The following is a 23,457-nucleotide window of genomic DNA, read 5'->3' as shown; positions in this document are numbered from 1 at the left end:
CCCTAACTCTTAGTCATTTTTACTAACTGTTAGTGTATTTCATAATTGCAGAGAACTAAAGGAATTTGTATTTTTAGTTTAACTTTTTGAAAGTATTAATGTATTTTATATTTTATAAAGTTGGCAAGCATATTGTAACAGTAACTGTAGACCAATTAAGTTAAACATCACAGAGGTAAATATTATGGGAATTTTTTCGCGTTTTGCAGATATCGTTAATTCTAATATCAATGCCATTTTAGATAAAGCAGAAGATCCTGAAAAAATGGTACGTCTTATCATTCAAGAAATGGAAGACACGTTAGTTGAAGTTCGTTCAACCTCAGCTAAAACGTTAGCAGAGAAAAAAGAATTAGTGCGTCGTGTAGATACATTAAAAGCGCAAGTAGCTCAGTGGCAAGATAAAGCTGAACTCGCATTGAGTAAAGATCGTGATGATTTAGCTCGTGCAGCATTACTTGAGAAGCAAAAATCTGCTGAAGCGGTAGCAGCCGTTGAAAGTGAATTAAGTCATGTCGAAACACACATTGACAAATTACAGCAAGAAGTGAGTACGTTACAAGATAAGCTTGCAGATGCAAAAGCGCGTCAAAAAGCGATTATCTTACGTCAACGCTCTGCAGAGTCACGCCTTGAAGTGAAAAAAGCATTGGATAGCTCTAAAGTTGAAGATGCCCTTAATCGCTTTGAACGTTACGAAACGAAGATTGATGGTCTAGAATCACAAGTAGAATCGTACGATTTAGGTAAAAAGTCATTGGCTGATGAGATTGCAGACTTGCAACAAAATGAGCAAATTGATGACGAGTTAGCAGCACTCAAAAAGAAGTTAGCTGATAAATAAAAATATATGGGGCCCGTGTGCCCCTGCTTAAACTATCAAATACGGATTGTCAGGAGAGGGTTATGTTTGATTCAGAGGTAATAATTGTACCATTTGTTATGTTTACGATTTTTGTCGCGCCACTGTGGTTGATTTTACATTATCGTAGTAAAAAACAAGTAAGCCAAGGCTTGAGCGAACACGAACATCGCCAGCTGCTGGAACTTGCACAAAAAGCTGAAAAAATGGCCGACAGAGTTGAAACATTAGAAGCATTGCTTGATCAAGAGGCACCACAGTGGAGGCGTAAAGTATGAGTACCAAACGCGAATTATTAAGAGACCCACAACGTGGAAAAATAGCGGGTGTATGTGCAGGGCTAAGTGATTACTTCAATATGGAGTTATGGTTAGTTCGCATTATATTTGTCAGTGCAGTCTTATTGACTGGCGGTCCATTATTTGTAGTGGCGTATATTGCAGCCTGGTTTATTTTAGACAAAAAAGACTCGTCGACACAGTTTAAAGATCAGTCAAGTAAGCATGACGATCCGTTAGAAGTAAAATTTAAAGTATGGCAAAAAGGTGAGCCGCCTCGTCGCGCTTTACAAGATTTGAAAGATCGTTTAAATCGTGTTGATATACGTTTACAAGATATGGAACGCTACGTTACTTCAACCGAGTTTACGGTTAGCCGTGAAATTAATAAGCTTTAAAGGATTCAATAGCACTTTAGCTGCCTAATACTTATGCCGCTGAGGTGCTCAATCATTATGATTAACACTTCATTTGCAAAAAGCACATTAAAAAAAATAAAGGGCGGAGCGCAAAAAGCCGTACATCGCAGTTTAGATCAGCATGTAAAATTAGCAGTTACAGGCTTAAGTGGCAGTGGTAAAACTGCGTTCATTACAGCTTTGGTGAAACATTTGACTAGCCAGGCGAATGAAAAAAACTTACCGTTTTTTGATGTTATGCAACAGCAGCGTCATATCGCTACAAGAATAGTTCCACAAGAAGCCCTGACAATTCCTACTTTTGATTATCCTAAAGCTTTGAGTGCATTACTGCCTACAGAAGGGCAACCAAGGTGGCCGTCATCTACTGAGCGTATTAATACCCTGCGCCTTGCAATCAAGTATCGTAGCGATAGCGGTTTACGAGGACACTTTTCACCGCAGTCAACTTTGTATCTAGATATCATTGATTACCCCGGTGAGTGGTTGCTGGATTTACCTATGCTACAGCAAAGTTATCGACAATGGAGTGAGCAACAATACACGTTATTACAACAGCCTCCACGAGTGGAAAAGTCACAGGCATTTTTAACTGCACTTGCAGCCCTTGATTTACATGCGCCAGTAGATGAGAGCGCGTTAAGTGGCATTGCCACACAATATCAAGCTTTGCTTGTTGGCCTTAAAAAAGACACTAAACTTGCCATGTTGCAACCTGGGCGGATGTTAATGCCTGGAGAACTTCAAGGCGCACCACTGTTACTGTTTTTTCCAGTTGCAGGCTATACAGAGGAAGCGATTGCGGGTTCTAATTTAGCGCATTTACAAAAACGTTTTGATGCGTATGTAAAAGAGGTGGTAAAGCCTTTTTATAGCCAACATTTTCGACATTTTGATAGGCAGATTGTATTAGTAGATGTGCTGAGCGCGCTGAATGAAGGACCTGAAACACTGCAAGAGCAGGGCGATGTAATAAAGCAATTACTCGCACATTTTAATTATGGTGAAACAGGCTTTTTAAAACGTTTATTTAAACCGAATATAGATAAGTTACTTTTTGCGGCCAATAAATCAGACCATATAAGTGGTGTTCATCATAAAGATTTGGCTCTACTGCTGGATTCATTAGTTCATGAGCAAAGTAACCACTTAAAGTTTGATGGTGTAAAAATTGAAACAATGGCAATGTCATCAATCACTGCCACCATGCCAAAACAAGTGACGGAACAAGGCAAAACACTTAATTGTATTTATGGCTTGCCGTTATTAGAGTCGCAATGGTTAACTTATTTACCGCCACAACCACCAATGCGAATGCTTAATAAAGATGAATGGCCAAGCCATGGTTTTGAGTTTTTATCATTCTCGCCGATGCCAAGCCCTGACAAGCAGCTAAAACATATACGTTTAGATCATGTCATGCAGTACCTTTTAGGAGATAAACTAACATGAGCGAGACAGCTTCACGTTTTCAAGCTGGCCGACGTATTGATACTGCGCCAGAGCCATTAGAAAAAGAGTCCGAATTAACCACTGCAAAAGTGATTGATCAAGGTGAGTATGAGCACAGTGTTGATGATCTACCTGAAGCTGATATTGATTTAACCCCAGTGTATAAAAAGTCAAAATGGCAAACCCTCAAAGGGGTATTTGCTGTGAGCTTTATTGGCTTGGTGCTCCTTGAGTTTATATTTTCAATGGTTATTACCTTCCAGCAATCAATCATCTTTGGTTGCGTATATTTAATAGCTGTGCTCAGCGGTGTATTGTTATTAGGGCGTTTACTGTGGCGTGAGTATAGAATGTTACGTAGCTTAAAACGCAATCAATTACATCGCCATGAAGCAGACCGTTTACTCAATAGTGAGCAAGTAGGCGGGGCATTGCCTTGGCTTGAAAAGCTTAATAAGCATCAGCAGTTAACAGGATTTGATGAATTTAAAGCAAGTATTGATAGTCATCATAGTGATAAAGAAATTATGACTTTGTACGCCGATAGTTTACTAGTGAAGCAAGATACGCAAGCTAAAAAGCTCATTAACCGCTTTGCTACTGAGTCGGGTTTGTTAGTGGCATTGAGCCCTCTGGCGTTGGTGGATATGATGGCAGTGTTGTGGCGTGGCACTAAATTGATTGAGCAAATAGGCAAAATCTACGGTATCGGTTTTGGTTACGCCAGTCGTATTAAACTTTATCGTATGTTGATCAAACAAGTGATGTTTGTTGGTAGTGCAGAGTTAGTATCTGATTTAGCTGCAACGGCGCTGAGTGCTGAGCTTTTAGGCAAATTATCAGGGCGTGCAGCACAGGGCTTAAGTGCTGGGATATTTACCGCACGGATCGGTTATAAAGCTATGGAGCTAAGTCGTCCGTTACCGCGACTTGAGCATAAGCGCAGTTTGCTTAAAGGAACAGCGCAATTAATTGCCAGTAAAATCATGGGCCGAAAGCCGTCAGTATCAAAAGAGGAGTAACAAAAAAGGGGGACTGACAACATATATGTACAGTCTCCCTAAGATCCTGTACATACTCTAGCCATCTGAGCATCCGGCATGCTTGTGCTTTAGAGCGCGATACGTTTAATTATGACCTATTGATAATAATTAAAATGAGCAATAACAATGAATACACTCCACATCGACAGCCAGTGCATCCATGGTCCTGAAAAAGCCAACGATCCTCATGGTGCACTCACATCACCTTTATATCAAACTTCAACGTTTCATTTTAGCAGCGCCGCACAAGGAGCTGCACGCTTTGCAGGTGAAGAGCCGGGGTATATTTATACTCGATTAGGCAACCCAACAACAACCGAACTGGAACAAAAAGTGGCGCAGTTAGAAAGCTGCGAAGCGGCAGCTGCAACAGCGACCGGTATGGGGGCTGTTTCGGCGTCGGTATTAAGCTTCTTATCGCAAGGTGATCATTTAGTGGCATCAAGTGCATTATATGGCTGTACGTTTGCCTTTTTTGCTCACATGTTGCCGCGCTGGGGAATTGACGTCACATTTGTAGATATGACTGATGAGCAGGCATTGCGTGATGCTATAAAACCTAATTCAAAAATGATTTTTGCTGAAACACCTGTAAACCCAACCATGGCAATAATTGATTTAGCGCTAATAGGGCAAGTTGCAAAACGACATAGTTTAATCAGTGTGATCGATAACACCTTTCTCACACCGTTACTGCAAAAGCCCATTGATTATGGCATAGATTTAATTGTTCACAGCGCGACTAAATACTTAAATGGTCATGGTGATGTTGTGGCAGGGCTTGTGTGTGGTAGTCAAGAGCACATTACATTAATTAAGATGACGGTGCTCAAAGATATTGGGGCGACCATCAGCCCCCATGACGCTTGGTTGATTAATCGTGGCTTAAAAACGTTGGCGATCAGAATACAGCGCCATTGTGAAAGTGCGCAAATAATTGCCGAGTTCTTAGAGCAACACCCACAAGTGAATACGGTTTATTACCCGGGTCTAGAGTCACACCCTGGGTTTAAGTTTATTGGTAATCAAATGAAGGCGGCTGGTGGTGTTATTGCATTTGAGCTTAAAGGCAGCCTTAAAGATGGCGAGCAGTTTATTAATAGCACTGAGCTTTGCACGCTAGCAGTAAGCTTAGGGGATGCGGAAACACTTATTCAACATCCTGCATCGATGACGCACTCACCTTATACTCCAGAAGAGCGTGCAGCGGCTGGTATTAGTGATGGATTAATTAGACTTTCAGTTGGCTTAGAGGATGTTAACGATATTATAAGTGATCTTAACCGCGCCTTTACTTGTATAACTTGATTTGTAATTAAATGTTTACGGTAATTATCGCTTTTAGCCTCTGTTCTACTTGGTGTGTAAACTTAACTGTTTTTTGGTGTATATAAAGGTATACAAAAGGCATGTTAATGGCCTGCGCAGATATTGGCTCTGCTATTAAACTTTGGCTTACATTTGCTTAGTATCACTGCAACAGGTTCGGTTTAACACCAAGAAGGTTATAATGGCTAAAGCAAGTAAATACACCTCCAGAACACCAGATGAAAATGGTGTGATACATTGGAGCGATGAAGAAAATAAAATATGGTCAGAACTGGTCGCGCGTCAGCTTAAATGCATTGAAGGCAAAGCCTGTAATGAATACATGGAAGGCCTAAAAAAAATAAACTTGCCCCATGATCGTATTCCACAATTAAGTGAACTCAACGAAGTGCTGCTAGCCACAACAGGTTGGCAAGTAGCGCCAGTACCTGCGTTAATTGACTTCGACGAGTTCTTTCGTTTATTAGCGAACAAGCAATTTCCAGTTGCGACATTTATCCGTAGTCGCGAAGAGTTTGATTATTTACAAGAACCTGATATTTTTCATGAAATATTTGGTCATTGCGCTATGCTGACAAACCCAGATTTTGCTGAATTTACGCATAAATATGGACAGCTAGGTTATGCAGCGCAAAAGAAAGACCGTGTTTATTTAGCACGTATGTACTGGTTTACCGTTGAGTTTGGACTTATGCAAACCGACGATGGACTGCGCATTTATGGCGGTGGTATTTTATCAAGCCCTGGCGAAACACAGTATGTGTATTCAGATACGCCTGAAATCAACGCAATGAATGTACTTGACGTATTACGTACGCCGTACCGAATTGATATTATGCAGCCTTTGTACTACACCATTAATTCTATCCATGATTTGTTTGATATTTCACAATTGGATATTATGGCATTAGTAGAGCAAGCAAAAGAATTAGGGTTACACGACCCAAAATTTCCTCCTAAAGAAAAATTAGCAAGTTAAGGATTTAAGATGTCATCATTAAGCGCACAAAAATGCGAAGCCTGTCACGTTGATGCTCCAAAAGTATCGGATGAAGAGCTCGCAGAGTTAATTAAAATGATCCCAGACTGGGTGCCTGAAGTACGTGATGGTATTATGCAATTAGAGCGACTTTATAAATTTAAAAACTTTAAACAAGCCATCGCATTTACAAACAAAGTAGGTGATATGGCAGAGATAGAAGGCCATCACCCTGGTTTATTAACTGAGTGGGGCAAAGTAACAGTTACATGGTGGAGCCACTCTATTAAAGGGCTACATAAGAATGATTTTATCTGTGCTGCAAAAACAGATGAAGTATTCGCTGCACTATAAGTCAATACACAGTTCTGCCCAAAGGACATAAAAGGCGCTTAATGCGCCTTTTTTCATGTCTTATACCTAATTTTATATATTTGTATTTTTTACTTTTAGTTTTTTATTAAAAAATCCTGTCACCAGCATTGTACCGCTGATCACAAAAAATGCACCGAGCAAGGTATTAGAACCAATGGTTTCATCAAGTATTAGGTGCCCCCAGAAAATACCAAATAAAGGAATTAAAAAAGTCACAGTAAGTGCTGATGTTGGGCCAATATCATCAATCAATTTAAAAAATAAGATATAGGCTAATGCAGTGCATACAACGCCAAGTGTAAGTACTCCTAGCATAACGCTGGTGGAGGGCACTTCGCGTATCGGCATAAATAAAATTAGTGGTAAAACCATAAAGCTTGCCGCCCACATTGAACCATGTGCATTATTAAATGGAGTTAATTTAGGTGCGTATTTTGTGTAGTGTGATGCAATGGCATAACTGAGTGACGCACACAGCGCCGCTATAATTGCGATTAATGAGTCTGAATGAATACTAAACTGATTTTGTCCGACTAACAGCACAACGCCTGTTAACCCTAAAATTAAACCTAGCAGTACACTTTTGGTTGGCTTTGTCTTGGCCCAAAACATTCCAACAACGGCACCCCATATAGGTGTTGTCGAATTTAAAATAGACAAGGTTGATGCATTGAGTGTTTGTGCGGCATAAGCGAACAGCAAAAAGGGAAAAGCAGAATTAAGTGCGCCAATAATAAAGAAATGTTTATGGTGAGTTTTAAAAGCAAGTTCTTTAAAAACTGACGCTCGTTTTAAATATAATGCGACTAAAAAAAGTGTTAGCGCAGCAAACCCCACTCTAAGCTCAATGAGTATGGCTGGTCCTAAACTGGCTGCTGCCATACGCATAAATAAAAAAGAGGCGCCCCAAATTGCGGCGAGAATAAATAAGTGTAATAAACTTCTTAACGGCATCATTATAACGTTTTGGGAATTTAGCTAATTAGCATATCACTGATGCAAAGTTGGGCAAGCTAGAATCGGCACTATCATTGATTTCAGCTCAAGCTGATTTGGGCATATATTATAAAATTTAATATTGCGGCAAAGTTAACCACAGCGGTGAAGTTTGCTATAATTGCGCGTCTTTAATTCAAATTTATAAGGTAGTCGGGGTGGTAAACCTAGGTCAATTATTTGGTGAACTCAAAACGTGCTTAAGAAAAGATCAATTCATCTTTAAAAAACGCCTTCATGGCATAAAAAAAATAACTGATGAAACAAAACAAATTGCAGTGCTTGAAAAGATCACCGCTGACATTGCGCGCAGTCAACAATTGCGTGAGGTGCGTTTAGCTCAATTGCCAAAAGTTACTTACCCAGAGCAGCTGCCTGTTAGTCAGAAAAAAGATGATATTAAACAGGCGATAGCGAATAACCAAGTGGTGATCATCGCAGGTGAAACCGGTTCAGGTAAAACCACACAGATACCTAAAATGTGTTTAGAGCTGGGTCGTGGTGTTGATGGTTACATCGGGCATACCCAGCCACGGCGTTTAGCCGCGCGAACAGTTGCGGATCGTATTGCCCATGAAATGCAATGTGAGCTTGGTCAGCAAGTAGGTTTTAAAATCCGTTTTAGTGATCAAGTGTCTAATAATAGTTATATAAAATTGATGACTGACGGTATTTTACTTGCCGAAATTCAGCAAGATCGATTTTTAAATCAATACGATACTATCATCATAGATGAAGCTCACGAACGCAGTTTAAATATCGATTTTATTTTAGGCTATTTAAAAAACTTATTACCAAAGCGCCCAGACTTAAAAGTTATTATTACATCTGCAACCATTGATCCACAGCGCTTTTCAAAACATTTTAATGATGCGCCAATTATTGAGGTTTCAGGGCGGACATTCCCAGTTGATGTACGTTATAGGCCATTGATTGAAATTGACAAAGAGAATATGGAAGCCGAAGGCGATCAGCTACAAGGTATTTTTGATGCCGTTGATGAGTTGTGCCAAGAAGGCCCTGGTGACATATTAATCTTTTTAAATGGTGAACGGGAGATTCGAGATACTGCTGATGCATTGAGTAAACGTAATTTAAAAGGGGCTGATGTGCTCCCACTTTATTCGCGATTATCAAATGCAGAGCAAAACAGAATTTTCGCTCCGCATAGCCGTCGTCATATAATTTTATCAACTAACGTGGCTGAAACATCATTAACTGTACCGGGTATTCGTTATGTAATTGACCCAGGCACGGCGCGTATTAGTCGTTACAGCTACCGCACTAAAGTGCAGCGTTTACCAATTGAGCCAATATCACAAGCCAGTGCAAACCAGCGTAAAGGGCGTTGCGGGCGTGTTGAAGCCGGTATTTGTATTCGCTTATACGCTGAAGATGACTTTAATTCGCGTCCAGAATTTACTGACCCAGAAATACTACGTACTAACTTGGCGTCTGTTATTTTAAAAATGTTGGGATTAGGCCTAGGTGACATGGCGCAATTTCCGTTTGTACAAGCGCCGGACAGCCGTAATATCAACGATGGCTTAACATTATTAGAAGAGCTCGAAGCCGTTAAACCGACCAAGAGTAATCGCGACACTCAGCTAACTAAGTCAGGCTTAGAATTGAGCCGTTTACCCGTTGATCCACGGTTGGCTAAAATGGTATTAACGGCGCATAAGTTAGGTGCATTACGTGAAGTGATTGTTATTGTTGCGGCGCTATCGATACAAGACCCACGAGAGCGGCCGCAAGAAAAACGTGCAGCGGCCAACGAAAAACATGGCCGATTTGACGACCCTGATTCAGATTTTATTGCCTTTTTAAATTTATGGAATTACCTAGAAGAGCAGCAAAGTGAACTAAGTAATAGCCAGTTTAGGAAGTTGTGTCAAAAAGATATGCTCGCGTATATGCGTATTCGCGAATGGCAAGACATTGTTTATCAGCTAAGTACGGTATGCAACGAAATGGGCATGAAAGCCACAACAAACGTGGCTGATGGCGATAAAGTGCATCAAGCATTACTCAGTGGAATGCTTAGTCACATTGGTTTTAAAGATGAAAAGCAACTGTATAAAGGCGCACGAAACAGTCAATTTCATATTTTCCCAGGTTCAGGATTGTTTAAAAAGAGCCCTAAGTGGTTAATGTCGGCTGAGCTTGTTGAAACCAGTAAATTATATGCGCGCGTCAATGCCAAAATAAATATTGATTGGGTTGAGCCGTTAGCACAACATTTAGTAAAACGCAGTTACAGTGAACCGCACTGGGAGAAAAAACCAGGCGCAGTCATCGCATTTGAACAGCAAGTATTATATGGGTTGATCATTGTTTCAAAGCGCCGCTGTGTGTACAGCAATATAGATCCTAAAGTGAGTCGCGAGTTATTTATTCGTAGCGCGCTTGTTGAACAGGACTTAGGCCAAAACGAAGGTTTTTTACAATTCAACCGCGAGTTGATTGAAGATATTCAAACACTTGAGAATAAAAGCCGACGCCGCGATATTTTAGTCGACGAACAAACTTTATATACGTTTTACGATAAAAAAATTCCGAGCGATATTAATAATCGAACGGCATTTAACAAATGGTATAAAACGCAAAAGCAGCAAAACAAACATTATTTACAAATGACCCGTGATGATTTGATGCAGCACGGTGCAGACAGCATTACTGAGTTTGATTATCCCGATGTATGGCAGCAAGGTAATTTAATGTTACCGCTGAATTACCACTTTGATCCAGGCCAAGCAGTTGATGGTGTAGCAGTGCAAATTCCTGTCGCACTATTAAACCAAGTGCAAGAAAGCGGTTTTGACTGGCATATACCTGCATTTCGTCATGAATTAATTTGTGGCTTAATTAAGTCACTTCCTAAATCGTTGCGTCGTAACTTTGTACCCGCACCCAACTATGCAGATGCGGTATTGGCTGCTATAGAGCCTATGCAGGGGAACTTACTGGAAGCGTTAAGCACACGATTGTTGCGTATGACCGGCGTTAAGGTCGAGCCTGATGCATGGGATTTAACAACCCTTGCCACTCATTTACGTTTGCAGTTTGAAGTACGCGATGAAAAAGGGGGGGTGTTAGCACATGGTATGGATTTAGCTAAATTAAAAGCACAGCTGCAAGGTAAAGTGACGCAAACCCTATCAAAAGTGGCTGACAAAGGCATTGAAAAGAGCGATTTACTGACATGGGATTTTGGTAAATTACCGCTCTCGTATGTGAAAAAACAAGGCCAGTATGAGATAAAAGCATACCCGGCACTGGTGGATAAAAAATCATCTGCAGCAGTTGAGTTGTTTGATAATGAGATCAAAGCACACGCTGCTCATCAGCAAGGTTTACGTCGATTAGTGTTACTTAATGTTCCTTCGCCGATAAAATATTTACAACAAAACTTACCCAACAAAGCTAAATTAGGTCTATATTTCAATCCATTTGGTAAAGTCGCTGATTTAATTGATGATTGTATTGCAGCAGGGGTAGATAGTTTGCTCGTAAAACTCGGTGATGTACGAACAGAGCATGCGTTTGAACAAGTAAAGGAACAGGTCCGTGGAGAGTTAGGCGATACTGTCGTTGCTATTGCAACGCAAGTGGAGCAAGTATTAAGTATTGCGCATGCGTTGCATAAAAAGATGAAAGGGCGTGTAGATTTAACCATGATCACGGCGCACGGCGATATTAAAAGCCAATTAGAATCTCTAGTGTTTAAGGGGTTTGTATCCAATCACGGGGCAGATAAATTAAGTGATTTAATCCGTTATTTAAAAGCAATAGAAAAGCGTTTAGAGAAACTACCTGTTGACCCAAACCGTGACAGATTATGCGTGCTTGAATTAGATAAAGTAGCGCAGGAGTATCAAAAGTACCTTAAAAAGATACCACAAGGGATGCCTATTCCAGAGTCGTTACAGACAATTTTTTGGATGCAGCAAGAACTGAGAGTATCCTTATTTGCACAAACGTTAGGGACACCTTACCCGATATCAGGAAAGAGGGTTCTGAATGCATTAAAAGAGCATGATTGATCAATATTTAAGCTTGCATTTTATTGCAAGCTGAGTACCTTAAAGGAAGGATTTATTTTTGAACATAATGAAGGAACAAATATTTACTATGCCCTCAGCAGATAAAAAAAATCTACGTTTGCTTGTTGTTGATGATGAGTACTTTAATTTTGAAATGCTTAAAGGCGCACTATCAGCAAGTTTTGAACTAAGTTATGCTGATTCTGGAACTCACTGTTTATCATCAGCGATAGCCAATCCACCAGATGTAATTTTGCTTGACGTGTGTATGCCGGGATTAGATGGTTATGATACATGTAGGATGTTGAAAAATACGCCAGAAACGCGTCATATACCTGTTGTTATGGTATCGGGATTAGAGTCAGAACAAGAGCAAAAAGCCGGCTTTGAAGCGGGTTGTGACGCTTATGTCGTAAAACCCTTTTCAGTGGGTGGATTATTAGAAAAAATAAACACGGTCGTTTAGGAGAACAGTATGCTTAATGAAGAACAACGTAATTTCAAACGTATGCAGATCAACGCACAAGCAAAATTAGTAACAATAGAGCCAATTTCAGATCAGCATTTTGATGCGGTGTGTGTGGATTTAAGTGCGACAGGATTGTCAGTACATTTAGATGAGTTACTTGAAGTGGGCACAATTGTAAGAGTGAATATTAATTCGACAAGCGCAAATATAGCGCCACTTGATGCGACCGCTAAAGTGATCCGCGCCAGCAAAGAAAACGATGGCACGGTCACAGCAGGACTTGAAATCATGCATTTTAACTAGCGATTAGTAAACTTTACAGATCAAGCCTTTTAAGTAAAAACCTTCAGGGTAGCTGCCAGCAATAGGGTGATCGGCTGCTTGGTTTAAACGTTCCATAATCAATAAGTCTTTACCAGCATCAAGAGCTGCATCAGCAACCACTTTTTGAAACAAGTTTTGTTCCATTAACCCCGAACATGAAAAAGTGAGCAATGTGCCGCCAGGTTTAAGTATTTGCATTGCAATCATGTTGATATCTTTATAACCACGACACGCACCAGTAAGCTGGGCTTTATTATCCGCAAATTTTGGTGGATCCATAACGACTGTATCAAATAGCACGCCGTCTTCACGGTATTGACGTAATAATTTAAATACGTCTTGCTTAACAAAGTCCACTTTACTGAGATCAAGATTATTATGCTCAATATTGCGTTTAGCAGTATCTAGGGCTGGTTGTGATACATCAACATTAGTAACATGCTCACAGCCACCACGTAATGCGTACAATGAAAATGTACCTGTGTAGCTAAAGCAGTTAAGTACTTTTTTATCTTTAGAAAAACGTTCAAGGGCTGCACGGCTGTCGCGTTGGTCAAGGTAAAAACCTGTTTTGTGACCTTCAAGAATATCAACTTCGATTTTAAAACCGTTTTCTTCTATTAATACAGGCTGCTCAGGTTTATTACCCCATAATACACCCATCGTAGGTTCTAAACCTTCTTTGGTGCGTACTTCAACATCTGAGCGCTCATACACATCACAACCAGGGAAAATACTGATTAATGCGCCTACAATTTCACCTTTATGACGCTCAGCGCCAGCACTTAATAACTGACAAACGAGTACATTATCAAATTTATCAATAGTAACGCCTGGCAGAAAATCAGACTCCGCAGCACATAAGCGAAACCCAGTTAAACCACCTTCAATGATTACTTGTTCGCGTGCGTCGAATGCACGACGTAAACGACGCTCAAAAAATGCCTGATCAATGATTTCTTTTTCGTCAAAGCTCCATACTCGGGCTCTAATTTGTGAGTGTGGGCTGTAGGCGGCAGTTGCTAAAAATTTACCATCGTTATCATGGATAGTTACCGTATCACCTAACCCAGGTTTACCTTTTATTTTTTTTATGGCTTTTGAAAACAACCATGGGTGTTTTCTTTTTAGTGATTTTTCACGACCAGCTTGTAGGTATACGGCAGATGACATTGGGCTTCTCATTACAGATAAATTAGCAGGCTATTTTAGTGAAGCAAGGGCGAACATACAATGAATGTTTTGCACAAGCCCCTATAAGCACGGTAAAGTAACTGCAATTGATTGTTTTAATTTGAAACGACGTTATTTATGAACCAAGAAATTCCATTACCGGTGTCATTACAACAACTCGAAATTGCTTGTAAAGGGTTTATTACTGAAGTTGTGTGTGCCGATGTTGCTCACGATATTACCCATATTGAAAGAGTCGTACGCGTAGCAAAGCAGCTTTGCATTGCAGAGCAAGCCAATATGGCAGTGGTACTTCCTGCTGCATGGCTACATGATTGTGTAGCCGTTGCGAAAAACCACCCTGATCGTGCGAAAGCGTCAACGATGGCAGCAGATAAAGCGATTTCTTTCTTAGCTTCAATAGGGTATGACCAGCAATTTTTTACTGCCATTCATCATGCGATTGTTGCCCACAGTTTTAGCGCTAATATACAAATACAATCGGTAGAAGCACAGATTGTGCAAGATGCTGACCGTATGGATGCATTAGGTGCAATAGGCGTTAGCCGTTGTATGAAGGTTGGTGGGTCAATCAGCCGACATTTATATCACCCGCAAGATCCATTTTGCCAACAGCGTAAAGCGGATGACACACTATATACACTCGATCATTTTTTTATTAAGTTACTTCACATCGCAAAAAGTATGAACACGCCTTCAGCGAAAACGGAAGCAAAGCGCCGCACTGATTATATGTTGGCGTTTATAGAGCAGTTAAAGTCAGAAGTGGGGAAAGAACTATGACGTGTCCATTGTTAGTTGGGGTCGATCATTGCCATTTAAATGTGGCAAACCTTGCCGAGTCGCTTATTTGGTACGAATCAGTGTTGGGTTTTACAGTGATCCCAGAGCTGGCTTTTTGGAATGAAGGCACAGGCCCATTAACGTTAGAGGATCGAGGGGCAACTGTCAGACTTGCTCTTTTTGAAGGTGAGGGCACAAGTAAAGGGATTGCTTTTGGTGCGACAGGAGAGCAGTTTTTGGCGTGGTTGAAACATCTGAAAGACTTAAATATAAAAACGGTGCTGGCTGATCATAAAGTAACTTTTTCGGTGTATTTTAAAGATAATAGCGGTAATAGCCATGAGATCACATCACATGACTATCAGTATATTGCAGGCCACCTCAACAATTAGTTTTGATAGGTTGAGTAAATATCCATAATCGCATCAATTTGCGCTGTAAATAAATGGACAAGCTCAGGGTCAAAATGAACGCCGGCTTGTTCTTGCAAAAATTTTAGTGCATCTTCAATAGGCCATGGCTCTTTATAGGGGCGTTTTGAGGTCAATGCATCAAATACATCGGCAATCGCAACAATACGGCCTTCAATTGATATGTTTTTGCCTTGCAAACCGTTAGGGTAACCTGAACCATCCCATTTCTCATGATGTTCTATCGCAAGTAAGTGCGCCAATTGAAGCAAAGGTGACGAAGAGTTTTCAAGAATTTGCGCACCTATTTGAGCGTGCTCTTTCATATAATCAAACTCGCTTGCCGTTAGTTTTCCTGGCTTGAGCAATATCGCATCAGGGATCCCGATTTTCCCAATGTCATGCATTGGTGCCGCTTGCTTTAACAGCTCAGCATGCTCTTCATGCATGCCATAGGCAAGTGCAAGAATTTTACTGTATTTACTCATCCGAACAATGTGCTCACCTGTATCGGTGTCTTTATATTCTGCGGCTCGCCCTAAACGGTGAACTAAATCTACATGGGCTAATTTTAATTGCTCAGCCTGAATGAGTGATAAGTGTGTTTTTACTCTTGCACGAACGATTGCAGGGCTGATTGGCTTGGTTATGTAATCAACCGCGCCTAATTCAAAGCCTTTAAACTCATCGCTTTCATCACTCAATGCAGTAACAAAAATAATCGGGATATGTGTAGTTGTAGGGTTGCTCTTAAGGCGTTGACATACTTCAAAGCCATTCATATCAGGCATCATGATATCAAGTAGTATAAGCTTAGGTGGTTCTTTTTCAACTAATGCGAGTGCGGCATCTCCCGATTTAGCAAACGATAGACGATAATGTTTGCTTAAGACTTCACGCATTACTTTTAAGTTGGCGGGTTCATCGTCAACAATAAGAATTCTTGGGCGCTCAGTTATTAAGTCCATCATTGTGTTTCCATATTATCAGTCTGATTAAGTCGTTCAATTAATAATTTAAGGTTACTTTGGGCATTATCAAAATCAAATAGGTCAAAAGATTCTACTAAGGCAGTAACTTCACTTTGATAAATCTGTGGTGCACCAGCGGCTATTTTTGCTAAGAACTCATCGTTAAGCTCGGCGTTTTCAGCGTCTTTGAAAAGTAGTTCACACATTGATTTAAGTTCACTGAGTGATAACTCGCGTGTGTTTTTTTCAGGTTCATGGTGTGGCATGCAAGATGATGTCTTCTCGATTAAAAGCTGACTCACCGTATTTAACTCTGTTTGTAATTGTCTAATGAGTTGAGTTTGTTGCTGTAATGTTTGGCTTTTTTCTATTTCGGAGAAAAGCTTCATCATGGTTGGTAAACCTAAATTACCCGATAAGCCTTTAAGGGTGTGTAGTGTGCTATTAGCATTTTTTAATGCAGCTAAGCCATTTTTAAACATAGTGTCGTAAAGTGGGTGTTGTTCTTTTAAAAAACGCTGAATTTGTGTCAACTGCTTACATTTACTGCCCCAAAGCAGCTGCCCTTTTTTGAAATCTATGTGCAGCGCTGTTGGATCTGTGTGGGCAATCAAGGTTTCTTTTTTCAGTCCAAAACCCAAAACTTGCGAAATTTCTTGGTTTAGTTGGTTTATATCAACCGGTTTATTCGCAAATCCGTTCATTCCCGCTTTTTTCGCTGTTAGCTTATCTTGCTGTAAAACACTGGCTGTTAGCGCAATAATAGGCACGTTTTTTAACTGTCGTTGCTGCTCTATTTTACGTATTTTTTGCGTTGCTGTGATGCCATCACATTCAGGCATATGAATATCCATCAAAATAACATCAAAGTCTTGTTGCTCAAAAATGGCCAGCGCCTCTAAACCATTACACGCGGTGCTGACGGTATGCTTATCTCGAGAAAGTAATAAACGCAGTAGCTCAACATTTTGCTCAATATCGTCAACCACTAAAATACGCAAAGGAGGTAATTGTGTATGTAGGCCATCAAAGTAGTTAATTAAACTTTCATCTCCTTCACCAAGTGGGAGTGAAAAGAAAAAACAGCTGCCTTTATGTTCTTCGCTGACTAGATTAATAGAACCGCCCATTAATTCGACGAGTTGTTTGCTAATAGTCGTGCCAAGGCCTGTTCCACCAAAGCGACGGGTCGTGGTGCCATCAGCCTGTTCAAATGGCTGGAATACAGCTTTAAGGCGATCTTTGGCAATACCAATACCAGTATCTTGCACTTCAAAAAATAAATAATTGTTTTGAGTCGTACTCACGGTTACATCCACAGTCCCTTTTTCTGTAAATTTAATTGCGTTGCCAATTAAGTTTGTGAGTACTTGCCTGATTCTATCGGGATCGCCATAGTAGGCAGTATGCACTGACTCTTTGATGGTAAGGTTTAACGCTAGATCTTTCTTTTTGGCTTCTAACCAGAACGTTGAGATAATGCTGTCGAGCATAGGTTGGAGGTTAAAATGCACAGGCTCAATAGTCAGTTTCCCTTTTTCAAGTTTTGCAGAATCGAGGATCTCGTTAAGTAAGCGCAGTAGTGAGCGTGCTGCATTATTTACGGTGATCAAATGTTTTTGCTGCTCCTGATCAAGCGGAGTGTCCATCAATAAGTCACTAAAGCCAATGATTGAATTCATTGGTGTGCGAATTTCATGGCTCATATTTGCCATAAAGGACTGCTTAGCTTGCGCTGCATCTTCTGCGGCTATTTTGGCGAGCTTAAGCTTATCTTCGTATTTTCGTCGCTCGCTTATATCAACAAGCACACCGTCAATCCAAATAGCTACGCCATGCTCATTAAATTCAAAACTACCTTTCTCAAGTACCCAAATTAGATTTCCGTTACGGTGGCGTACTCGATATTCAATTGAATATTGCGATTTATCTGTAATCGCCTGATCAATTGCTTCGTTAATATGTGGAATATCATCTTTATAAAGTAAATTACCAAACTCGATATTTTTATTAATAAACTCAGAGGGTATGTAACCAGTTAGTTCATGAATACTAGGGCTGATAAAAATCATGCTCCATTGTTCATTTATATGGCAGCGAAAAACAACACCAGGCATATTATCCATTAAAGAGCGATATTGTTGCTCTTTTTTGACTAGGTTTTGTTGTAGGGTGCGCTGTTCGCTTAAGTCTGTGATAAAGCCAACGAACAAGGAATTATGACCAGGTTGGTTGACTTCGCCTATGCCAAGTCGGATAGGGAATAAGTGACCATTTTTATGTTTTGCGAACACATCACGATTAATGCCAATAACTTTCCCTAAATCAATATGGTCTGCTTTAGAAAGATAATCATCATGATGATTAGCAATGTCATCAGCCATCAGCATTTTAACATTTTTTCCTCGAACTTCGGCTTCACTCCATCCAAAAATACCTACTGCAGCATTATTAAAGCTTAGAATATGGCCAAGGTGATCAATTGTAACTATGCCATCAATCGCAGTGGATAAAATGGCTTCTAAGCGTGATTCGTTACCTGTTTTTTCTTCTAACAACATCCGGTAGCGAACCATGCCGTTTATAATAGCTACAATTGCCGTTAAAAGCATGGTAGAAAAAACGACACTGATGGCCACAAAGGTAAGTTGTGAATCTTTGCTACTGTCATTTAATAATGGGGATGTTGCAACAAATCGTGTGGCGGCCATTCCCATATAGTGCATGCCCGCAACGGCAAACCCGAGAATAATCGCACTGATCAGCCTTGCTTGAATAACTGTAAATTTAGGGAAATGCTGGCTGATATTAAAACGTGTGTACAAGGATATAAACGCAAGTACGACAGCCACAATAATTGATAAACCAAACATGAGTGGGTCATACCGAAGTAGCGGGCTCAACTCCATTGCTGCCATCCCACTATAATGCATGGTCCCGATACCTGCGCCTAACAAAACGGATGGTACGAGTAAATCTATGAATTTTTTATTACTTTTAACTAATAAAGAAATAGCCGTTAAACAAGCCAAAAAAGCAGGAATAAAAGAGAGGAAAGTGATTGCAGGGTCGTAGCTAATATTAGTACACAAAGAAAAAGCTAACATACCAATAAAGTGCATACTCCAAATACCACCAGAGAGCACGAGCGCAGCGGTTGAATTTGCGAGCCTTTGATAGCTCTTAAAGCGTGTTTCTTTTGCCAGATCAATTAAATATGCAGAGAAATAGGCCGCAAAAATGGCCGTTAAAATTGATAGCGTCACCAAAAAAGGGTTAAAAACACCATTTATAATTAAACTAGGGTCTTGATTCGTAATAAAAAACGTTGCAAGCATAATGGCTCAAAATATGGCTTATCCAATAAGTTCACTCATGGAATGCGACAGAAATTAACAAAAGCAAAGCACTTAAAATCAGTGCACTACATTATATAGGTTATAACTTTAGCATTATTAACAGTTGTTTTTATAGCGAGTTTTGCCCAAACCTGTAATTTATTATTCTTTCAACTTGAAAGAAGCCTAGCGAGTCATACGTTTTACAAAGACAACTACGAATAAAGCTAATGAGAAACTACCGCAAAATGCTTCTACAGCGGCGATAAAACGAGAAAATCCGGTTGGCGTAATATCGCCGTAGCCTAACGTCGTAAATGTAACAACACTAAAATAAAAACTATTGAGTAATGCTGATAAGTTATCATTGAAAGAAGCGGATAAATTTAGTTGGAGCGTTTCTCCGGCATATACAACGCCAAAGATAAAGTAGCAAAATGCACAAAAAATGATTAAGCCTAAGCTAAACCTAATGACGTTTTCAGGTTTTTCGCCATATCCACACAATAAGTTGATAGCACTGGATGCTAATTGTTTTTTAGAGCCTTTGGGGTATTGCGCATGGCGCATTCTTAATTCTTTATAGGTAAAGTTACCAGCGAGCTCGAAAAGACCTTGTTGTTCCGATGCTTTACGTAGGTTTCTAAATATTTCTTCAGATTGCTCAAATAGGTCTAGCGCAGTGTTGCGATCTGATTGTTTAAGGGCTGTTTTAGCTTGGCTCTCTTGTAATAATTCAACACCTAAATCAATTTTATCAATGCGCGTGTTGTCCAGCTTAATTCCTAATAAATTAGTATGTTGCAAGTTACAGTAGTGCAGGTTAGCCTCACGTAAATTTGCTTTCATTAATGAGCTGTGTGCGATTGTATTATTAAATAGGTGAGCACCACTTAAATTTGCTCGATAAAAATTACTGTAAGATAAATCAAATCCTTCTTCATCATCATGCTTTATTAGGCTTAAGCCTGTTAAGTTTGCACGCTGTAACTGAAGACCTTGCAATAAACCTCCTTTTTTAGCATAACGTTCTAATTTGTGACTCAGCTCAAGGCCCGATTTATCAAACTTATTATCATGCCAAAAACAAAAACCTGAGCCCATATCTATTTCCTGGCATTGATGCCCATCGGGGGAGGTATACTTACAACAAGGCTTATCAGGCATAATCGGATGCTGCTTTTTAAATTATTCTTAATTATAGGTTAGCAGTTTTTTTGCAAGGTAATATAATAACTCGAAAATTATTCCATATTGCTCACCGTAGCACTAAGAGTTAAATTTGTTTGAATACACATTAAAGCGCAGTCGCCGTCGTAAAACCGTGGCAATTAAAGTTCATCAGCAGGCTGTGACAGTTTATGCACCTATAGGTGTTGCTAAAAAAGAGCTTGAGAGTTGGTTGTTGAGTAAAACAGATTGGATCAATGTGCAAATTACCAAGCAAAGCCAGCAATTAGACACAAGGCAATACCCATTAAAAAATAATCGGGTGGTTGTTTTTGATGATGTTGTACAATTAACTTTTGCTGTAAGTAATCGTAGCCATTGGTTGTTAGTGAAAAATCAGCCTGTGACCACTTTGCAACTCAGTATTTCTGGTCGAGTTAAGCATCAACAATTAATGTATCAAACATTATTAGAAACCTTTTTACACGAACAGTTAGAAAGTTACATTGAAATGCGGGTTAATGATTACTGTTTGAAAATGGCAGAAGCGCTGCCTAGCAGCATTCGGATCCAAACTTATAAACGACGTTGGGGTAGTTGTAATCGACGCAGGGAACTTACCTTTAATTTATTGTTAGTCAGTGCACCACAGTACATTATTGATTATGTAATTGTGCATGAGCTTGCACACTTGAAGTACTTAAATCACAGTGCGCCATTTTGGCTACGCGTTAGTGAATTTTACCCGAACTATAAGCAAGCAACAAAGTGGTTAAAACAACACGGTGCAAGTTTACAATGGGTATTTGATTAATAAAGAATAAAATTATAAAAATTAAGTCTAGAACTAGCAAGGCTAGAAAGAAAAGTGGTGGAGGGAGCTGGATTCGAACCAGCGAAGGCTGAGCCGTCAGATTTACAGTCTGATCCCTTTGGCCGCTCGGGAACCCCTCCACACTAATTTTGTCGCATTTGGCCCCACTTAACTTAGCGGTAAGAAAAGTGGTGGAGGGAGCTGGATTCGAACCAGCGAAGGCTGAGCCGTCAGATTTACAGTCTGATCCCTTTGGCCGCTCGGGAACCCCTCCAATGCAACGGCGCTGATAATAGCAAAATCAGCATTTAAGTAAAGAAAAAAGCTAAAGAAAAATGAAATAAAGCCGATAAATATCTATTACCTACTTTAATCGGCTAAAGTCTATGCAAATCGATGATTTGTTAATCACAGAGAGTCAACTTAACAATCGTCTTGCCATAAGTGTGAGTGAATCACGTCGTGGCGAGTTTGCTTTGTTATTGGCAATGCTTTCTCATGATGCGTTAGATTTTAGTCAGTTTCATCTTCCTAAAACGCCCATAGATGCGAATGTTGTTGTTGAAGATGAAGATCAATTGCGTAAAAAATTAGGAGCAGGGCCAAAACAAGTACTTGCACCAACAGAGTTTGATATGTTGATTGGCCAACATAATGCGCAACGCCTTAATGATGGTGGGATGAGTGACCTTCGATTACGTGCATGTCTAGCGCCAGAACCGTTAGCTATTCGTGATGATAAAATTCATATCCCACTAAATATTATTGATAACTGTGAATTAGTCACCCGTAAACGCCACCAACATAAAGAAACTCAGCTCGATAACCCACAAATGGATGCGGCAGCTTTTTACGACAGCCTTAATAATGAAGCACTTCATCAGCCGTTGCACTTATCTCAAGCTTGACATTAATGTGTCATATTTTGACACTAGACTAATTAATTTACTTTAGTGTAAAAAAAGCATCCAAAAATTAAATGCAATTGCTATAATGACCTCAAATGGTGTTTCATAAATACCATTATCATTTAATAAAGGTAATTAGGAACGTAATGAAGAAAACATTCACGCTGAATCACGAGAAAATCAAATATCCACGTATGGTTGATGCTGCAAAGCATGAAGTAAAAAAATATTTGAAAAGAGAGCGTAACAAAACCTTACCATTTGATGCTGACTACTGGGCATTTGATTGTAAGTTTGGTAATACAGCAGACGATGCACAAGTAGTGCATGTTGCTGAGATAAATAATTCTATCAGTGAAATTGAAAAGCAAGGCTTAACGTCCTTCTACGTTGAAATCATCGCACGCGCTGCACAGCGTCAAGAGCCTGTTGATGAGGAAGAAGAAGACGAATCTGAAGCATAATTGCATCTTTTCGCTAAAAGAATGGGCTTAACTGCCCATTTTTTGTGCCTTTAATTAATCCAGCTTTAAGGTATACTCAAAAAAACTCTTAATAAGGATTTTGCGTGTTTAACCGATCACTACGTATTTTATTTTTTAGCTTATTACCATTTTCTGTTCATGCAACAAACACATGCTTGCAAGATGAAACTAGCTTAACGAAAAACACTTTAACTGAGCAAGACTGGCGTTACGCCACCGATCTGCATGGAAGTAAAGCACTAACAAAAGCGAGTTTGCTGTCAGAGGGGGCAATTTGGGTTAATTTCTCGCGAGTGCCTCGCGTGGATGCCAAAAATAACTCGTGGGTGGAGCTGATTTATGATCTACCAAAAGGTGACTTAAAGGGCGCTGAGACAATACAGCTTACCTATCAAAGCAGTCGTGATTTAGTAGTAAAATTATCTCAAAAAGAATACGGTGGGAAGGGCGATAAAAGTTATGCGCACTATCAACATATTTTGCCTAAAGCCAAAAAGTGGGTAAGCGCATGTATTAATGTTGCTGATTTTAATCGACCTAGCTGGACGCCAACGAATTCAAAGGATTTAGGTATTATTAAAGCGCATGTAAGTGCGGTTTATTTAGTGCCTGATTTAAAAGATGATGAAGGTGGTAACGCGGTCATTCAAGTAAAGTCTATTACGTTATTACCATTAAAATAATGGCATACCAATTAAATAAAACACTGTATTTTAGCAAGCTAAACTCCCGTACATTATAAAGCTGGTATGTCACTTTACGCGTTATACCAATCTGGATAGATATGGAGTCTATTTAATGACAAAAAATTG

General features: G+C 39.8%; 22 protein-coding genes and 2 tRNA genes. 17 read left to right on the top strand and 7 right to left on the bottom strand.

From position 1 onward, the window contains the following. The first annotated feature begins 184 nt into the window (after positions 1-184). From pspA to ACJJVX_RS17295, 8 genes are all read left to right on the top strand, one after another. A complete protein-coding gene (gene pspA, locus ACJJVX_RS17330) occupies positions 185-844 on the top strand; it encodes a phage shock protein PspA (protein ID WP_054206312.1) in 660 nt (219 codons plus the stop codon). Positions 845-906: 62 nt separating this feature from the next. Beyond that, entirely contained in the window at positions 907-1,140 is a 234-nt protein-coding gene (gene pspB, locus ACJJVX_RS17325) for an envelope stress response membrane protein PspB (protein ID WP_054206313.1), read from the top strand. Then, positions 1,137-1,538, top strand: coding sequence for an envelope stress response membrane protein PspC (gene pspC / locus ACJJVX_RS17320; protein WP_054206314.1), 402 nt, complete (start codon positions 1,137-1,139; stop codon positions 1,536-1,538). Before pspB ends, pspC begins: the two co-directional genes overlap by 4 nt. Before the next feature lie 57 nt (positions 1,539-1,595). Further along, positions 1,596-3,011 carry a YcjX family protein gene (locus tag ACJJVX_RS17315; protein ID WP_200909650.1) on the top strand — a complete coding sequence of 472 codons (1,416 nt, stop codon included), beginning with the start codon at positions 1,596-1,598 and terminating at the stop codon, positions 3,009-3,011. Next, positions 3,008-4,033, top strand: coding sequence for a TIGR01620 family protein (locus ACJJVX_RS17310; protein ID WP_054454953.1), 1,026 nt, complete (start codon positions 3,008-3,010; stop codon positions 4,031-4,033). Before ACJJVX_RS17315 ends, ACJJVX_RS17310 begins: the two co-directional genes overlap by 4 nt. Before the next feature lie 147 nt (positions 4,034-4,180). Further along, a complete protein-coding gene (gene megL / locus ACJJVX_RS17305) occupies positions 4,181-5,362 on the top strand; it encodes a methionine gamma-lyase (RefSeq protein ID WP_054206316.1) in 1,182 nt (393 codons plus the stop codon). Between the two features lie 202 nt (positions 5,363-5,564). Next, positions 5,565-6,362, top strand: a complete 798-nt coding sequence (gene phhA, locus ACJJVX_RS17300; protein ID WP_054206317.1) for a phenylalanine 4-monooxygenase — start codon at positions 5,565-5,567, stop codon at positions 6,360-6,362. Positions 6,363-6,371: 9 nt separating this feature from the next. Next, positions 6,372-6,716 carry a 4a-hydroxytetrahydrobiopterin dehydratase gene (locus ACJJVX_RS17295; RefSeq protein WP_054206318.1) on the top strand — a complete coding sequence of 115 codons (345 nt, stop codon included), beginning with the start codon at positions 6,372-6,374 and terminating at the stop codon, positions 6,714-6,716. A 72-nt stretch (positions 6,717-6,788) separates the two neighbouring features. On the opposite strand, the gene ACJJVX_RS17290 is transcribed toward ACJJVX_RS17295, so the two are convergent. Beyond that, complete coding sequence (locus ACJJVX_RS17290) at positions 6,789-7,691, bottom strand: DMT family transporter (protein WP_054454951.1); 903 nt, start codon at positions 7,689-7,691, stop codon at positions 6,789-6,791. Positions 7,692-7,891: 200 nt separating this feature from the next. On the opposite strand from ACJJVX_RS17290, the gene hrpA reads away from it, so the two are divergent. From hrpA to ACJJVX_RS17275, 3 genes are all read left to right on the top strand, one after another. Then, the gene (gene hrpA, locus ACJJVX_RS17285; protein ID WP_054454950.1) at positions 7,892-11,779 is read left to right on the top strand and encodes an ATP-dependent RNA helicase HrpA; all 3,888 of its coding nucleotides are present in this window, start codon (positions 7,892-7,894) and stop codon (positions 11,777-11,779) included. Positions 11,780-11,846: 67 nt separating this feature from the next. After that, entirely contained in the window at positions 11,847-12,245 is a 399-nt protein-coding gene (locus ACJJVX_RS17280) for a PleD family two-component system response regulator (protein WP_235575787.1), read from the top strand. 9 nt (positions 12,246-12,254) lie between these two features. After that, complete coding sequence (locus ACJJVX_RS17275; protein ID WP_054206321.1) at positions 12,255-12,551, top strand: PilZ domain-containing protein; 297 nt, start codon at positions 12,255-12,257, stop codon at positions 12,549-12,551. Positions 12,552-12,554: 3 nt separating this feature from the next. Here ACJJVX_RS17275 and ACJJVX_RS17270 read toward each other — a convergent pair whose 3' ends face one another. Next, a complete protein-coding gene (locus tag ACJJVX_RS17270; RefSeq protein ID WP_054206322.1) occupies positions 12,555-13,745 on the bottom strand; it encodes a class I SAM-dependent methyltransferase in 1,191 nt (396 codons plus the stop codon). Positions 13,746-13,883: 138 nt separating this feature from the next. Here ACJJVX_RS17270 and ACJJVX_RS17265 point away from each other — a divergent pair, with 138 nt between their 5' ends. Beyond that, the gene (locus tag ACJJVX_RS17265) at positions 13,884-14,549 is read left to right on the top strand and encodes an HD domain-containing protein (protein WP_054206323.1); all 666 of its coding nucleotides are present in this window, start codon (positions 13,884-13,886) and stop codon (positions 14,547-14,549) included. After that, positions 14,546-14,941, top strand: a complete 396-nt coding sequence (locus ACJJVX_RS17260; protein ID WP_170173199.1) for a VOC family protein — start codon at positions 14,546-14,548, stop codon at positions 14,939-14,941. Before ACJJVX_RS17265 ends, ACJJVX_RS17260 begins: the two co-directional genes overlap by 4 nt. Here the strand turns inward: ACJJVX_RS17260 and ACJJVX_RS17255 are convergent. The 3 genes from ACJJVX_RS17255 to ACJJVX_RS17245 form a co-directional block, all read right to left on the bottom strand. Further along, complete coding sequence (locus ACJJVX_RS17255; protein ID WP_054206325.1) at positions 14,938-15,927, bottom strand: two-component system response regulator; 990 nt, start codon at positions 15,925-15,927, stop codon at positions 14,938-14,940. The two genes, ACJJVX_RS17260 and ACJJVX_RS17255, sit on opposite strands and share 4 nt — an antisense overlap. Then, entirely contained in the window at positions 15,927-19,268 is a 3,342-nt protein-coding gene (locus ACJJVX_RS17250) for an MHYT domain-containing protein (RefSeq protein WP_054206326.1), read from the bottom strand. Before ACJJVX_RS17250 ends, ACJJVX_RS17255 begins: the two co-directional genes overlap by 1 nt. Positions 19,269-19,454: 186 nt before the next feature. Beyond that, positions 19,455-20,435, bottom strand: coding sequence for an ion channel (locus ACJJVX_RS17245; protein ID WP_054454944.1), 981 nt, complete (start codon positions 20,433-20,435; stop codon positions 19,455-19,457). Between the two features lie 115 nt (positions 20,436-20,550). Here ACJJVX_RS17245 and ACJJVX_RS17240 point away from each other — a divergent pair, with 115 nt between their 5' ends. Continuing rightward, positions 20,551-21,252: a M48 family metallopeptidase gene (locus ACJJVX_RS17240; RefSeq protein ID WP_054206328.1), complete on the top strand. Its 702-nt coding sequence runs from the start codon at positions 20,551-20,553 to the stop codon at positions 21,250-21,252. A 55-nt stretch (positions 21,253-21,307) separates the two neighbouring features. On the opposite strand, the gene ACJJVX_RS17235 is transcribed toward ACJJVX_RS17240, so the two are convergent. Continuing rightward, a tRNA-Tyr gene (locus ACJJVX_RS17235) sits at positions 21,308-21,392 on the bottom strand. 49 nt (positions 21,393-21,441) lie between these two features. After that, a tRNA-Tyr gene (locus ACJJVX_RS17230) sits at positions 21,442-21,526 on the bottom strand. Between the two features lie 112 nt (positions 21,527-21,638). Here ACJJVX_RS17230 and ACJJVX_RS17225 point away from each other — a divergent pair. From ACJJVX_RS17225 to ACJJVX_RS17215, 3 genes are all read left to right on the top strand, one after another. Then, positions 21,639-22,160: a VC2046/SO_2500 family protein gene (locus tag ACJJVX_RS17225; protein ID WP_054206329.1), complete on the top strand. Its 522-nt coding sequence runs from the start codon at positions 21,639-21,641 to the stop codon at positions 22,158-22,160. Between the two features lie 146 nt (positions 22,161-22,306). Continuing rightward, positions 22,307-22,624: a DUF6172 family protein gene (locus tag ACJJVX_RS17220; RefSeq protein WP_054206330.1), complete on the top strand. Its 318-nt coding sequence runs from the start codon at positions 22,307-22,309 to the stop codon at positions 22,622-22,624. A 104-nt stretch (positions 22,625-22,728) separates the two neighbouring features. Then, entirely contained in the window at positions 22,729-23,328 is a 600-nt protein-coding gene (locus ACJJVX_RS17215) for a hypothetical protein (protein ID WP_405632608.1), read from the top strand. The last annotated feature ends 129 nt before the right edge of the window (positions 23,329-23,457 follow it).

The organism is Pseudoalteromonas sp. Ld20, assembly GCF_045064175.1.
Classification (GTDB): Bacteria; Pseudomonadota; Gammaproteobacteria; order Enterobacterales; family Alteromonadaceae; genus Pseudoalteromonas; species Pseudoalteromonas neustonica.
Note: the sequence above shows the minus strand (reverse complement) of the source record. Positions and strands in the feature narration are given on the sequence as shown.